11 protein-coding genes are annotated in these 14457 nt (G+C 72.6%); 3 read left to right on the forward strand and 8 right to left on the reverse strand.

The features are described 5' to 3' along the window. Positions 1 to 403 precede the first annotated feature (403 nt). The 6 genes from IOD16_RS19425 to IOD16_RS19450 are packed head-to-tail and all read right to left on the reverse strand — an operon-like array spanning position 404 to position 7414. A complete protein-coding gene (locus IOD16_RS19425) occupies positions 404 to 2020 on the reverse strand; it encodes a choice-of-anchor M domain-containing protein (RefSeq protein WP_201435549.1) in 1617 nt (538 codons plus the stop codon). Continuing rightward, positions 2017 to 3450, reverse strand: coding sequence for a choice-of-anchor M domain-containing protein (locus IOD16_RS19430; RefSeq protein WP_201435550.1), 1434 nt, complete (start codon positions 3448 to 3450; stop codon positions 2017 to 2019). The genes IOD16_RS19425 and IOD16_RS19430 overlap by 4 nt, the downstream gene beginning before the upstream one ends. After that, positions 3447 to 4337: an anchored repeat-type ABC transporter permease subunit gene (locus tag IOD16_RS19435; protein ID WP_201435551.1), complete on the reverse strand. Its 891-nt coding sequence runs from the start codon at positions 4335 to 4337 to the stop codon at positions 3447 to 3449. The genes IOD16_RS19430 and IOD16_RS19435 overlap by 4 nt, the downstream gene beginning before the upstream one ends. Continuing rightward, entirely contained in the window at positions 4334 to 5086 is a 753-nt protein-coding gene (locus IOD16_RS19440; protein WP_201435552.1) for an anchored repeat-type ABC transporter ATP-binding subunit, read from the reverse strand. Before IOD16_RS19440 ends, IOD16_RS19435 begins: the two co-directional genes overlap by 4 nt. Further along, positions 5079 to 5897: a choice-of-anchor M domain-containing protein gene (locus IOD16_RS19445; protein ID WP_201435553.1), complete on the reverse strand. Its 819-nt coding sequence runs from the start codon at positions 5895 to 5897 to the stop codon at positions 5079 to 5081. Before IOD16_RS19445 ends, IOD16_RS19440 begins: the two co-directional genes overlap by 8 nt. Then, positions 5885 to 7414 (reverse strand): anchored repeat ABC transporter, substrate-binding protein, encoded by a 1530-nt coding sequence (locus tag IOD16_RS19450; protein WP_201435554.1) that lies wholly within the window; start codon positions 7412 to 7414, stop codon positions 5885 to 5887. Before IOD16_RS19450 ends, IOD16_RS19445 begins: the two co-directional genes overlap by 13 nt. A gap of 278 nt (positions 7415 to 7692) precedes the next feature. On the opposite strand from IOD16_RS19450, the gene IOD16_RS19455 reads away from it, so the two are divergent. Both IOD16_RS19455 and IOD16_RS19460 read left to right on the forward strand, forming a co-directional pair. After that, the gene (locus tag IOD16_RS19455) at positions 7693 to 8340 is read left to right on the forward strand and encodes a choice-of-anchor M domain-containing protein (protein WP_201435555.1); all 648 of its coding nucleotides are present in this window, start codon (positions 7693 to 7695) and stop codon (positions 8338 to 8340) included. After that, a complete protein-coding gene (locus tag IOD16_RS19460; RefSeq protein ID WP_201435556.1) occupies positions 8337 to 8969 on the forward strand; it encodes a choice-of-anchor M domain-containing protein in 633 nt (210 codons plus the stop codon). Before IOD16_RS19455 ends, IOD16_RS19460 begins: the two co-directional genes overlap by 4 nt. Positions 8970 to 9053: 84 nt before the next feature. On the opposite strand, the gene IOD16_RS19465 is transcribed toward IOD16_RS19460, so the two are convergent. Beyond that, on the reverse strand, positions 9054 to 9350 hold the full coding sequence (locus IOD16_RS19465; RefSeq protein WP_123747607.1) for a hypothetical protein: 297 nt from the start codon (positions 9348 to 9350) through the stop codon (positions 9054 to 9056). 162 nt (positions 9351 to 9512) lie between these two features. Next, positions 9513 to 11348: an RICIN domain-containing protein gene (locus IOD16_RS19470; RefSeq protein WP_201435557.1), complete on the reverse strand. Its 1836-nt coding sequence runs from the start codon at positions 11346 to 11348 to the stop codon at positions 9513 to 9515. A 539-nt stretch (positions 11349 to 11887) separates the two neighbouring features. Between IOD16_RS19470 and IOD16_RS41030 the strand changes: the two genes are divergently transcribed. Then, positions 11888 to 14377, forward strand: a complete 2490-nt coding sequence (locus tag IOD16_RS41030) for a tetratricopeptide repeat protein (protein ID WP_201435558.1) — start codon at positions 11888 to 11890, stop codon at positions 14375 to 14377. Positions 14378 to 14457 lie beyond the last annotated feature (80 nt).

Genomic DNA, 14457 nt, shown 5'->3' on the forward strand with positions numbered 1-14457 from the left:
CTCCGGTGGTCAGGGCGGAGCGGACCGTCGCCCGGAGCGGGCGGCGGCCGTGCGGTCGGAGGGTGGGGAAGGCAGGCGGCGGAGCCGGTCGGGGAACCGGTGGTCACGGGCGGCGACGCGAGGCACCGTGAGGGCCCTCGCATTGTGTTAACGCTAACATTCGGTGGGTGGATATTGAAACACCGTGCTAACGCCACTGTCAACGTCAACTTTCGCAACTCGGACCTGAGCGCGACCAAGCTCCAGCGTCAACGTCGGGAGCACCTGGGCTCCGGGCAGCTTCACCGATCTGTTAACGCAAACATAGAGGCTCGACAACATCGGCCAGCTGTGGACCGCGAGGACGCTGAACGCGGTGCGGGGCCTGGACGGACTCGTCCAGGCCCCGCACCGCGTCGTCCGGTCAGCCGCCGTGGGTCCGCCGGCGTCGGGTGAGGACCAGGGCCGCCGCACCGGCGACGGTCAGCAGCGCGGCGAGCAGCAAGGCCGTGCCCACGCCGCCGACACCGGTGGAGGCCAGGCCCGCCGGCCTGGGCGCGGACCCCGCCGGCGACGTCGTCGGCGCCGGGCCGGTCGAGGTGGTGCCGGTGGAGGTCGTCGGAGTGGTGCTCGGCGACGCGCAAGCCCCGCCGGCCGCGGGGTCGACGTCGCCGACGGCGATGGTGAACACGTCGCGGTCGGTCACCGTGCGGCCGTCGGCGAGGGTGGCGGCGACCTCGACGGTGACCCGGTAGGCGCCCTCCGCGCCGAAACCCCAGTTGGCGTGGGCGTGGGTGCCGAGCGGGACGGCGGTCGTGTCGGGCAGGCCGTCGCCCGAGTCGACCAGCACGACGGGGGCGATGCCGCTGAGGAAGACGGCGAGCCGGCCGGGGCCGTCCACGGCGGTCACGCGGAGGTCGACGCCGCCGGTGACGTCCCGCGGGCTGAGCGACTCGGTGTTCCACCCCGCCCACACGATGCCGGGGACCTGGGTTTGCGGGATGAGCCAGACCGGCGCGCCCGGTGCGCCGAGGAACGAGTAGGCCGGGTCGGCGGGCACGGTGTTGCGAGCGGCGGGGACCAGGTGCAGCACGACGTCGGCCGGGTCGCGCCACACGGCCCGGTCGGGACCGGCGGTGCCGTCCTTGACCTGCGTGGTCAGCTCGCCGTCGAGGAGGCGCGGGGCGATGAGGTCCACGTGTCCGTCGTCGAGGACCACGCAGGACGTGGGCGGCGCGGTGGTCGTCGTCGTGCCCGTGGTCGTGCTCGCGGTGGTCGTCGTCGTGGTGGTCGTGATTGTCGTGGTGGTGGTCGTTGTGGAAGGGGTGGTTCCCGTGCCGGGTTCCACGGTGGCGGGGTCGACCGCGCCGACCGCGATGGCGTAGGTCGTGGTGTCGCTCAGGGGCGTCCCGTCGGGAGTCGTCGCGGTGACGGTGAAGGTGAGCCGGTAGACGCCCTCCGCGGTGAACGTCCAGTTGGCGTGCGCGTGGGTGCCCAGCACCAGCGGGTGCTGCTGCGGCAGGGGCAGGGCGGTGTCGAAGACGCGCGGCAGCGGCTCGCCGACCGGGCCGCTCTGGAACACGGTCAGCTCGCCGGGGGCGGCGCTGCCGGGCACGTCGCCGCCGATCGCGTCGAGGGTCCAGCGCACCGACTCCGGGTCGACCTGCTCCGAGGTCAGGGACTCGGTGTTCCACCCGGCCCACACCACGTCGGGGTCCTGGATCTCGGGGATGAGCCACAGGTCGCTGCCCACCGGGCCGAGGAAGGCGTACTCCGGGATGTCGGGCACCTGGATGCGCGACTGCGGCTTGACGTGCGTGACGACCCGTTCGGGGTCGCGGACCGTCGGCGGCGTGGTGTTGCCGTCCTTGTAGCGGATGTCCAGCGCGCCGTCGACGACGACCGGCGCGAGCAGGTCCACGTGACCCACGTCGACGACGGCCGCGGACTCCTGGGCCAGGGCCGGGGTGAGGGACAGCGCGGCCAGTGCCGCGACCGCGAGGGCGGCGACCGCGGCTCTAGCGCGGGTCGGGGTGGTCACGGGTTCTCCTTGGCGGGGCGGCGGCGGACGAGCACGAGCGCGGCGGCGCCGGTCGCGACCAGGGCGATCGCGAGGCCCGCGGCGGCGGGCAGGGCGGCGGGGCCGGTGGAGGCGAGGCGGTGGGGCGTGCCGGTCTGCCGGCCGGTGTCGCCCGGCTGCTGCGGAGCCGGGGTCCCGTCGCCCACCACGAAGGTGAGGGTCTCCGCATCGGTCAGCGGACCGTCGGCGCCGGGCGCCGACACGGTGAAGGTGAGGCGGTAGCGGCCGGGTTCGGCGAACGCCCAGTTGGCGTGCGCGTGGGTGCCCAGCGGGACGGAGAGGGTGTCCGGCAGGCCGTCGGCGCTGTTGAAGAGGACCTGCGGCGCGCCGAACGAGCCGGTGGTGAACAGGCCGAAGGCGCCCGGCCCGTCGACCGCGGTCAGCGTCCACGTCACCGGACCCGACACGTCGGCCGGACGCAGCTCTTCGGTGTTCCACCCCGTCCACAGCAGGTCCGCGCGCTGGGTCTGCGGCAGCAGGAAGACCTGCGCGCCCGCCTCGCCGAGGAAGGACAGCGCCGGTTGCGCCGGCAGCTCGGCGCGCGCGGCGGCGGTCACGCGGAACTCGACGTCCGCGGGTTCGCGCCAGGTCGTGACGCCGGTGGCCGTGCCGTCCTTGACCTGGACGTGCAGGCCGTCCGGCAGCAGGCGGGGCGCGACGGCGTCGACGTGCCCGCGGTCCAGGGTGACGCGGCCGGTGCCCGTGGGCTGCTGCTGCTGTTGCTGCTGCGCGGCGGCGACCTCCGGTCGGGATGCGGCGAGGACCGGGGGCTGCGGGAGCGCCCGTGCCTCGACGGCGACCTCGGGCCGGCTCGCCTCGGTGACGACCAGCCGGTAGTCGCGCTCGACGGCCAGCGGCCGGCCGTCGAGCGCGTGGGCCGCGGCCTCGACGCGGAGCAGGTGCTCGCCCGGGGCCGGCACGTCGACGCTCAGTGTTCCGCTCGCGGCGACCGGGACCACGACCGGATCGCCGTGGGACGCCCCCGCCTCGTCCTCCCCTGCGGCGTCCTTCTCCGCGGCGTCCTTCTCCGCGGCGTCCTCCCCTGCGGCGTCCTTCTCCGCGGCGTCCTCCCCTGCGGCGTCCTTCTCCGCGGCGTCCGCCGCCGGGGCCTCCGCGACAGAGGTGCGCAGTTCGACCCTGTCCCCGAACACGGAGCCCGGCTCGATGGCGGTGGTGTCCCAGCGCAGTTCCACCCGCTCCGCGTCGGCGGCGACGGTCAGGGCGTCGGGCGGCGCGTCCAGCGCCAGCCGGTCGGCTGCCACGTCCAGCACGGCGTCCGCGGTGGGCGCGTCCGGCCGGGTGTGCGCTTCGGGCTCGGCGATCGCGGCGGGCGCCGTCAGCAGCAGCGCGGCGGCCACGCCGAGCAGCGCGCCGGTCCGGGTGGTGGTCACGACTTCTCCTCGACGAGTGCGCGGGCGGGGACCGGGACGGCGGTCCGGCGGTTCCGGGTGAGCAGGCCGTGGCGCGGCGCGAAGAACCAGCACACCAGGAACACCGCGGTCAGGGTCAGCACGATCAGGCCGCCGGCCGCCAGGTCGAGCACGTAGGACAGGTACAGGCCGAGCACGCTGCCGCCCGCGCCGATCAGCGGCGCCAGCAGCATCATCACGCCGAGGCGGTCGGTGAGCAGCCGGGCCGCCGCCGCCGGGGTGACCAGCAGGGCCAGCACCAGGACGTTGCCCACGGCCTGCAACGAGATGACGATGGCCAGGGTCACCATCACGTGCAGCACCACGTCCAGCCGGAACACCGGCAGGCCGACCGCGCGGGCCTGCTCGCGGTCCAGGGTCGTGGCGACGAACCGGCTGTTGAACAGCGCCGTGCACAGCAGCACCGCCGCGCCGATCACCGCGACCGAGACCACGTCGGAGTCGCCGATGCCCAGGATCGACCCGAACAGGAACGACTCCAGCGAGCCGCCGTAGCCGGGCGCGGTGCTGAGGATGACGATGCCCAGCCCGAAGGAGGCGGCGAAGAAGATCCCGATGACCGAGTCCTCCTTGAGCCTGCGGTTCTGCGTGAACACCGCGATCAGCAGCGCGGTGACCACACCCGCGACCGCGCCGCCGAGCACGAGGTTCGTGCCGAGCACGAAGGCGATCGCGATGCCCGGGAAGACCGCGTGCGCGACCGCGTCGCCGATGAACGCCATGCCGCGCAGCACCACGTGGCTGCCGATCACGCCGCACACCACGCCCGACATCAACGCCACCAGCAGCGCACGCCGCCAGAAGTCGTACTCCCACGGCGCGGCCAGCAGCTCGAAGAACGCGGTCACCCGGTCACCCCCAACGCCTTGAGCAGTTGCTCGGCCCGGTCCAGGCCGAACGTGCGCAGCCAGATGTCGGTGTCGGCCAGCGCGGCGGGTTCGTCGTCGGCGACGACCGCGCGGTTGAGCAGGCACAGCCGGCTGCACAGCGTGGTCGCGGCGGCGAGGTCGTGGGTGGTCATCAGCACCGCCACGCCCTCGTCGCGCAGCTCGGTCAGCAAGGTGCTCAGCAACTCCTGCGTGGGGGCGTCGATGCCGGTGAACGGTTCGTCCAGCAGCAGCACCCGCGGTCGCAGGGCCAGCGCGCGGGCGACCAGGACGCGTTGCCGCTGGCCGCCCGACAGCTCGCCGACCGGCCTGGTCCGCAGCTCCGCCATGCCGACGCGGTCCAGCGCCTGCGCCGCGGCCTCGCGGTCGCGGGCCGTGCGGCGGCGCAGCAAGCCGGTCAGGTGCGTGCGGCCGGTGGCGACCACGCCCTCGACGGTGATCGGGAAGTCCCAGGCGAACTCGTGGCGTTGCGGCACGTAACCCACCGAGCCCTGCGCTTGGCGTGGTGCGCGACCGCCGACGACGACCGAGCCCCGGTGGACGGGGACCAGGCCGAGCGCGGTGCGCAGCAAGGTCGTCTTGCCCGCGCCGTTGGGGCCGATCAGCCCGACGAGCTCGCCCGACCGCAAGCGGAAGTCCACGGCGGACAGCACTTCCCGACCGCCGAGGTGCACGGTCACGTCGGCGATCTCCAGCACCGGGTCAGTCATCGGTCCCCCTCGCGGCGCGGCGGGAGCGGGCCACGAGCGCTGCCGCGACCCCGACCACGAGCACGCCTCCCACCGCGAGCCACAACACCCGCGGCAGGCCTTCGTCGGGGGCGTCGGCGGGTTGCGCCCGGGTCGTGCCGGGAGGTGGCGCGCTCGGCCCGGTCGTGGTGAACGCCGTCGCCGGGTCGCCCGGCCCGACGTGGACGTGCAGGGTGGCGCGGTCGCCCCGACCGTCGGCGGTGGCCATCTCCACGTCCAGCGAGTAGGCGCCGGGCGCGGTGAACACCCAGTTGCCGTGCACGTGGGTGCCGGTCTCGACGCCCGTCTCCTGCGGGAAGGGGCGGTCGCTGCTGAAGATCGTCTCCGGGGCGCCGAAGCTGCCGTTGAGGAACAGCTCGAAGCGGCCCGGTCCCTCGACGCCGTGCAGCCGCCAGTCCACCTCGCGACCGGCGACCTCGGCGATGCCGGGGTCCTGGGTGTTCCACCCCGGCCAGACCACCTCCTGGTCCTGCACCTGCGGCAACACCCAGACCTCGCCGCCCGGTGAGCCGAGGAACGCGTACGCGGGGTCGTCGGGGACGGTGGTCCTGGCCGCGTCCGCCACCTGGAGCACCACGTCGTCGGGTTCGCGCCACACCGGACCGTCGGCCGTGTCGTCGCGGATCTGGAGGGTCCACTCGCCGTCGACCAGGCGCGGGCCGAGGTCGACGTGGCCGTCGGCGATGACCAGCGGCGGCGCGGCGTGCGCGGGCGACGGGGCGAGCAGGAGCGCCGCGGCGGCCGCGAGCAGGGCTCGGATCAGGCGAGGCACCGGGCGATCTCCTCCGCGTTGTGGCGCATCATGGCCGCGTAGTCGCGCGTGCGCTCGTCGAAGGAGTCCCCGTACAGCAGGCACACCTGGACGCCCTGGTCGCGGGCGACCTGGGTGAGCACCGAGCCGCGTTGGGCGAGGTTGGGTTCCATGAACACGGCGGGCACTTCCAGGTTGCGGATGGTCTCGGTCAGCTTGCGCACGTCCTCGACGCTGGGTTCCTGCGCGGGGTTGGGCACCACGAAGCCGGCCACGGTCATGTCGTAGGCGCCGGCGAAGTAGCCGAACCCGTCGTGCGTGGTGACGAGGTGGCGGCGGTTGCGGGGCACGGCCGCCACGGTCTCGCGGACCTGCGCGTCCAGCTCGTCGAGCCGGGCGAGGTAGTCGCGGGCGTTGCGGTCGTAGTCGGCCGTGCCATCGGGGTCCGCGGTGCGCAGCGTGTCGCGGATCAGCTCGGCGTAGGCACGGCCGTTGCGCACGTCCTGCCACAGGTGCGGGTCGATCTCGCCGTGCACGTGCTTGCCCAGCACCGCTTGCGGGAGTTGGTGCACCGGCGCGCCCCCGGCGCCCAGGAAGGCGAACCGCGTGTCGTCGGGCACGGTGGTGATCGCCTTGTTCGGCACCTCGATGACGGCTCGCGAGGCGGGCACGACCTCCTGCGTGGTGCCGCCGGCGCGGTCGTTGAACGTGTACAGCTCGCCGGTGTCCAGGTCGACCGTCAGGTCCGTGTGCCCCTCGTCCAGCACGGTGCCGCCGCCACCGGTCGGGTCGATCCCCACCGCGAACGTGAAGGTGCTCTCCCCCAGCGGCGCCTCGGCTCCGCCGTCGTGGAGCAGGGTCGCGCGGAGGGTGAGCCGGTAGGTGCCCGGCGCGGTGAACGCCCAGTTGAGGTGGGTGTGCGCGGCGGGCGGCAGGGTGGTGGAGTCCACATCGGACAGCCCGTCGCCGGAGTCGAAGTACACCACCGGGTCGCCCAGTGACTCGGTGAGGTAGGTGACGAGCTTCCCGGGGCCTTCCACGGCGGTCGCGGTCAGCCGGACCTCGGAGGTGCGGGTGGCGCCGCGCTGCTTCCCGTCACCGCGCACGCGCAGGCCCAACCACAGCACGTCGAGCCCGACGTTCTCCACCAACGGGATCACGTGCGCCCCATAGGTTTCCGACGCTTCGGCCAGGGAGACGTTCGGGGTGCCCTCGCGCGCGTTGGCGTCGATGGCCTTGATCAGCCGCTGCTCCTCCAGCAGGAGGTGGTTGGTGAACGTCACGTCCGCCGCCGCGACCTTCTTCGCGTCGGCGGGCGTGGGCTCGTAGGAGTGCGGGTCGCCGCCGGGCGGCACCAGCGAGTCGACCCGGACGCGCCCTCCCCCGACGTTGCGCACCAGGTCGGCGAGGATCTCGGTGGTGGTGACCACGGACAGGTCGCCGCCGTCGCCCGATCCCCCTGCCGACGTGCACGCGGTCGCGGTGAGCAGGACCGCGCACAAGGACGCGGCGGCCCGTGAGGGCGCACGCACTCGCATGTGTTCTCGAACCTCCAGACGCCCGTCACCCGACCGGTGGGGCACCGCGAACCTAACGTCAACGACAACCGTTTTCAATAGACCATCCAGCCCTGATGGCAACGATTGTCATTGGACACACTGGCTGTCCCGGCGAACCGGGCCCGCCCACCACCCAGGCGACCGCTCCCACATCCCGGGACGTGATCCGTTCGGCCGTATTGAAAACGATAATCATGTGCAATGCTCTGCCCGGCCGACTCGGCCGACCCACCCCGCACGATTGGAGTGCAACGACCTTGCGCACGACTGCACGCTTCGCACTGCTCCTGACGGCGGTGACCGGCCTCTCCGGCCTCGCCGTCGCCCCCGCGACGGCCGCACCGGTCGTCACGATCGACACCGGCCACGTCGACGTCTTCGGCGTCGCCTACGAGGACGACGAGTTCCACCTGCACGTCCACGACGAGGCCGGCGACGTGGAGCACGAGCCCTCCGAGGTCCTGCTGGTGGCCAAGGCCGCCGCGAAGACCACCGTGCCCGCCGACCCCGCCTACGCCTTCCTCGGCGCGCCCGGCGCGCCGGTGTGGGTGCTGCCCGAGGTCGAGGACCCGAACCTGCTGTGGCCGGGCATCGCCGCGGAGGAGGTGGAGCCCGGGGTCTTCGTCGACGGCTCGCTGCGCCTGCACGTCGTGGCCGTCTGCGGACCCGACGACTTCAGCATCTTCACCACCGACGCCGTCGGCGCGCCCACGGTGCTGGTCGACAGCGGCAACGGCCTGCCCGACCGCATCGACCTGACCCCCGGCGGCCACCAGCACGCCAACTGGGCGTTCGAGGCGGCCGGCTCCTACAGCGTCACCGTCCGCGCCGTCGGCACCCTGGCCGCCACCGGTGAGCGCGTCGTGTCCGCGCCCGCCACCTACTCCTTCAAGGTGAACCGATGATCGCCCGCCTCGCCGCCGCCGCACTCGCCGCCGGGCTCGCCCTGCTCACCACGGGCACCGGCCACGCGGCCACCCTCTCCGCCGGCCACGTCGACGTCATCGACGTCGACTGGACCGGCACGGCGCTCACCCTCGACCTCCGCGACGGCACCGCCTCCCCCGCCGTCGACCGCGACCCGTCCGCGGTGACGCTCAACGCGGTCTCCGCGAGCAAGTCCACCGTGCCCTCCGGGAGCGCCTACTCGTTCCTCGGCGCACCGGGCTCGACGTTCTGGGTGCTGCCGCAGAGCTCGGTCAGCGGAATCCTGTGGCCGGGCTTCGACACCAGCGGCGTGCCCGGCGGCGTGCTGCTGAACAACTCGGTGACCGTGCGGCTCGTCTCGGTCACCGGACCCGCCGACCTCAGCGTCTACACCACCGGCTTCGGCGGCGCCGTGACCGTGTGGTTCGACAGCGGCAACGGCCTGCCCGACAACCGCACCCTCGCCGTCAACAGCCACGCCCACGCCAACTGGGCCTTCGAGGCCGCCGGCACCTACACCGCCGTCTTCGAGGTCACCGCCACCAAGGCGGCGGGCGGCGCGGTCACCACCGGCGAGCAGAGCTACACCTTCACCGTGCAGCCCTGACCCCTGACCGGCCCGGCTCCGAACCGGTCCGCGACCTCCGCCGTCCGGCGGAGGTCGCGGACCTTCGGCGACCCGGGTGAGGGCTCAGTGCTCGTCGTAGTGCTCACCGTGCACGGCGTGGCGGTGGCCGTCGTGCACGTAGTCCACGTGGTCGGCGTGCGGGACCGCCACGTGCCCGCAACCCTCGCCGTGCGCGTGACCGTGGTCGTCGTGCGCCCCGTGGTCGCCCGGCTCGCACTCGTCGAAGTGCCCCTCGTGCGCCCGATGCAGGTGGCCGTCGTGCACGTAGTCCACGTGACCTTCGTGCGGAACCGCCACGTGGCCACAACCCTCGCCGTGCGCGTGGCCGTGGCCGGTGTGCTCCAGGTGTGCCGTGGTCATGGCCGACCACCTCTCACTGTGCCGGGCCCGTCACCCGGGAGTCCGAAATGCCCGTCACCGAGCGCAGCAACAAATTAGGACCTGCGCATGTGACCCGCATGTCGACCGACCACCCGAACGAGCCACCCCCGCTCGTGTGTTCGAACCCCCGGGCGTCGCGGCTCAGCGGCCGGGGAGGCGCCAGGTCTGGTTGCGCGGGGTGCTCTGGCCCGCGGGGTTGCAGGTCCACTGGTGGACCACCGCGCCGGGGGTGGTGGAGATGCTGTTCACGTCGACGCACTTGCCGCTGTGCCGGGCCACGAGTTGGTGGTCGTCGGGGTCGCTGTCGGAGTAGGTGACCTTCCGCAGGGCGAACTGCTGGTTGGCGCCGCTGTTGCAGGACCACTGGATCACCGCGGCGCCGTCCGCGGTGGACGCGCCGTTGACGTCGAGGCACTTGCCCGACTGCTGGTTGACGACGGTGTAGGTGTCGGCGAGCCCGGCCACCGGGCTGAAGTTCCACCGCTGCTCGTCACCCGTGCCGCAGGCGAGTTGCTGCTGCTGCGTGCCGTCGGCGGTGCTGCGGTTGGGGTTGGTCAGGCACTGCTGCGAGTGCTGGGCGACCGCGGTGGACTGGAAGGCGCCGCCGCCGGTGTCCGAGGGCGGCAGGAGCGTGATGGTGAACGACTCGTCGACGTTGGAGTGCGGCAGGTTCACCGTGGTGGCGTTGGCGGACAGGGTCACCACCGTGTTCAGCACCGGCACCGGGCCCTGGACCGCCCCGCCGTTGTTGTACGGGATGCGTTCGGCGAGCACCCGGACCCGGTTGTTCACCACGAGGCCCTCGGTGGCGTCGAGGCGTTGCAGCCGGACCGCGATGTTGCCCGTCGTGCGGCCGCCGCCGACCAGCACCTTGGCCTCGCCCGGCGCCTTCGTCGCGAACCCGTCGTAGGACTGGCTGGGCGTGACGGTGGCGATCCGCCCGGTCTGCGAGCCGTAGAAGCGGTAGACCCACCACTCGCCCTTGGGCTGGTGCACGCCCGCCGAGTTGCGGACCAGCAGGTTGCCCAGGTCGTTGTGCAGGTTGCCCGCGCTCGCCCAGTTGGCGCGCAGCCCGTCCGCGCCCGCGCGTTCCAGCCTGGCGATGTACCAGGAGCCGTCACCGGGGTTCTGCTCGTTCGACGCGCCGTACTCGTTGATCTGGTACGGCCGCGGGTGCGGGATGCCCCGCGCGTCGAGGGTGGCGTTGGCCGTGGCCACGTTCGCGACCGGGTCGCCCGGCAGGGAGTGCCAGCTGACGATGTCGGGCACGGCGTTGTTGGCCCGCGCGAAGTCCAGGTACTGGGTCCACCAGCCCGACGAGGACGGGACGCACGCGCAGCTCGGGCCGACGATCGGCTGCGCCGGGAACTCGGCGCGGATGCGCTGGTACGTGCGCCGCCACAGCTCGAAGTACTGCGACTGCGGGCGGTTCCAGAACAGGGTGATGTTCGGTTCGTTCCACAGGTCCCACTGCACCGGCGCGCCCGTCGCCCGCACGTCGTCGACCAGTCGGGTGAGGAAGGCGTCGTAGTCGCTCCAGTTGCCGTTGTCGCCGGGGAACCGGGAGATCGGGTACCCGTCCGCGCCCCACAGGTCGTGGACCAGCAGCACGAACTCCCCACCCAGCGACCGGGTGCGCAGGAGCTGGGCGCGGGTGGCGTTCCACCGGCGGTCGTACTTGCCCGCCACCCAGCCGCCCGGGCTGTCGAGCTGGGCGCCGCCGGCGCGCATGTAGCGGAACTTCACGTCGCGGTAGAAGTTGTCCGCCGGGCCGGACGCGTTCTCCGTCATGCCGTAGATCCAGCCCGACGCCCGGTAGGTCGGCGAGGCGCCCGTCGCGGAGAAGTCGACGGTGATGGACTCGTCCGCCGCCTGCGCCGGTGCGGTGAACGCGACGGCCGAGGCGGCGGCGGACACGGCGACGCTGACGAACGTGATCAATCTCCTGAGGCGGGTGCCCCTGGTTGTGGTGTTCACACCTGACTCCTCGGGCAGGGGAAGGGAACCCGGCACGACACCGGGTCGGCGGAGCAGCGCGGCGGATCGCTCCGAGTGGCCTACGGGACGTGCCACGCCTCGACCGGCGGCACACCGGGGCGCAGGAGCGGTGAGCGCGGCGCGGCCCGGCACGCGGACCGCGCGCCAGGCGCGACGGGGACAGTTCGCCGTTGAACCATGATCACTCCGAACGGGTCGGGCAACACTGGTCGAACCGGTTCGATCGAATGGTCAGCGTAAGTGCTAGATCTCGCTGAAGGCAACAACTGTGCTCATCGAATTGATTCGACCGAACCCTCCCCGAACGCCCCTCCCCACCACCCCGCCGACCGTTCGGTCGGGATCTGCACGCTCGTCGGCGGGACCGGAGCGCCGGATCGGCTCGTTGCCGGGTCTCCGCACTTGTGCGTTGTGGGTGGCCCCGGGGTGGGTTGTGGTGGCGGTCGGTCGAGCGAGTGGCGCCGTTGAGATCGGGGTGGGTGTTGAGCGGTTCCGACGATGGCGGTGCGCCGGGCCCGATGACCCGGACGGGCGTGGACTCGGGTGGAACAGGGCTGCGTCAGGCGGGCCGGGACATCACTGGCAACGTCGTGCAGGCAGGAGCGGTCCACGGCGACATCCACTTCCACACCACGACGGTGTCCCCGCTCTCACCGATCGTGGCCGGCCCCGACCGGGCGCCGAGCGATCACGATGCCCACGCGCTGACGTCCGGTTCGAGCGGCAGGTCGGTGGTGCCGAGAAGCCTGCCGCGCGACCTCGCCGAGTTCACCGGTCGCGAATCCGAACTCCGTCGACTGCTCATCGCCGTTGGACTGGCCTCGGGAGGAGGGGCCACCGCGGTCGCCATCCACGCCATCGACGGCATGCCCGGCATCGGCAAGACCACCCTGGGCGTCCACGCCGCCCACACGCTCGCCCCGAAGTACCCCGACGGCACGCTGTTCCTCAACCTCTGGGGCCACACCCCCGGGCAGGAACCCCGTGATCCCTTCGACGCCTTGCACGCCCTGATGGTGGACATCGGCGTCCGGACCGACGTCCTGGCCCGGCACAACACACTCGACGATCGCGCGCGCCTGTGGCGCAGCCTGGTCGCGACCCGCCGGCTCCTCATCGTGCTCGACGACGCCGTCGACCACCACCAGGTCACTCCGCTGCTCCCCGGCACCAGGGGCAGCCTGGTGCTCATCACCAGCCGCAACCGCCTCCCCGGACTCGACGGTGTCCACCCCCTCACCCTCGACGTCCTCCCGCACGCCGACGCCGACCGCATGCTGTGGCGCCTGGCCCACCGGACACCCGAACCCGCCGAAGCCGATCACGTGACCCGACTCGTCGACCTGTGCGGACGGCTGCCGCTGGCGATCGCCATCACCGCGTCCCAACTCCGCGCCCACCCCACCTGGCCCATCCGCCGCCTCGCGGACACCCTCTCCGCCCGACTCGCCCAGGACACCGACCGACTCGAGGAGTTCGACTACGGCGACCGATCCGTCCGAGCCTCCTTCGACACCTCCTTCCGGGACCTGCCGGCAGACCTGCGCTCGATGTTCACCCTGCTCGGCGTCCACCACGGTCCCGAGATCGACGCGCCTGCCGCCGCGGCACTCGCCGGGATCACACCCGCGCGCGCCCAACGCGCGCTCGACGCCCTGCACGTCCGACACCTGGTCCAGGAGACCAGCCCCGGTCGCTACCGCCTGCACGACCTGCTCCGCGCCTACGCCCACACCCACGCCGGCCGACTCGACCCCGCGTTCCGGTGGCAAGCCACCTCCAGAGCCCTGGACTACTACCTGCACACCGCCCACGCCGCGACCCGAGTCCTGCCCGCACGCCGCACGCGCAGCACCCCGATCACCCCCACTCCCCCGGCGCACCCCACCCCCATCGCGACCACGGACCACGCCGTCGACTGGCTGACCACCGAACTACCCACCCTCGCCACCGCCGTCGAGCACACCCACACCACGCACCCGACCCACACCCTGCACCTGTCCAACACCCTCTACCCGTACTTCCGCGCCGTCGGGCACTGGCGACACAGCAGCGCCATGCTGCGCACCGCCCACACCACCGCCAGGCGAACCGGCGACCTCCACGCCCAAGCCGCCGTGCTGAACGATCTCGGCTACGTGCGCCGGAGACAGGGTGACCTGAACGCCGCACTGGCCGCTCAGACCCAAGCCTTCGAGCTGCACACCCGGAGCGGCAACCCACGCGGACAGGCAGCCACGCTCACCGACCTCGGCTACGTGCACCTGTTGCGAGGCGAGTTGGGCGCGGCGCGTGACACGTCCAAGCGTGCGGTGGATTTGTACGCCCTCGGCGGAGATCTGCTCGATCACGCCAACGCGCTGAACAACCTCGGTCGCGTTCACCTGGTGCGAGGAGAGGTGGACGAGGCGGCCGACACCCTGGCACGAGCGGTCGACGTCTACCGCCGCAGCGAGGATCCGTTGGCGCAAGCCAACGCGCTGAACAACCTCGGCTACGTGCACGTGCTGCGGGGGAGCCCGGACCAGGCCGTCGACACGCAGACGCGGGCGCTGGACCTGCACATCCGCAGAGGCGACCTGCTGGGGCAGGCGAACGCGCACCTCGGCGTCGGCATCGCCCGGCACCGACGGCACGAACCCGGCCCCGCGCGGTCCCACCTCGCCCACGCCCTGCGACTCTTCACCCGCGGCGAGGACAACGACGGCCAAGCCGAGACCCACAACGCCCTGGGAGATCTCGCCCTCGACCAACACGACGGCCAAACCGCTCACGCCCACTACACGACCGCCCTCGGGCTCGCCCGCGCCTGCGGCACCAGACTCCACGAAGCCAACGCCCTCATCGGCGAAGCCCGCTGCCTTCACGGTGACGGCGACCTCGTCCAAGCCGCCTCACGCCTGCGAGAAGCGCTGACCATCCAGCGAGCCATGAACTCGCACTCCCCGCAGGCGGCCTCGACCGCCCGACTGCTCGCCGCCCTGGACGACGAGCAGCCGAACCACTGACGACCGTGCAGGGCCCGACGACGTCGAAGGGAGGCGTCGGCGATGTCCGTAGCTGTCCAGTGCGACCACACTTCGCCATC

Source organism: Saccharothrix sp. 6-C, from assembly GCF_016695385.1.
Classification (GTDB): domain Bacteria; phylum Actinomycetota; class Actinomycetes; order Mycobacteriales; family Pseudonocardiaceae; genus Actinosynnema; species Actinosynnema texasense.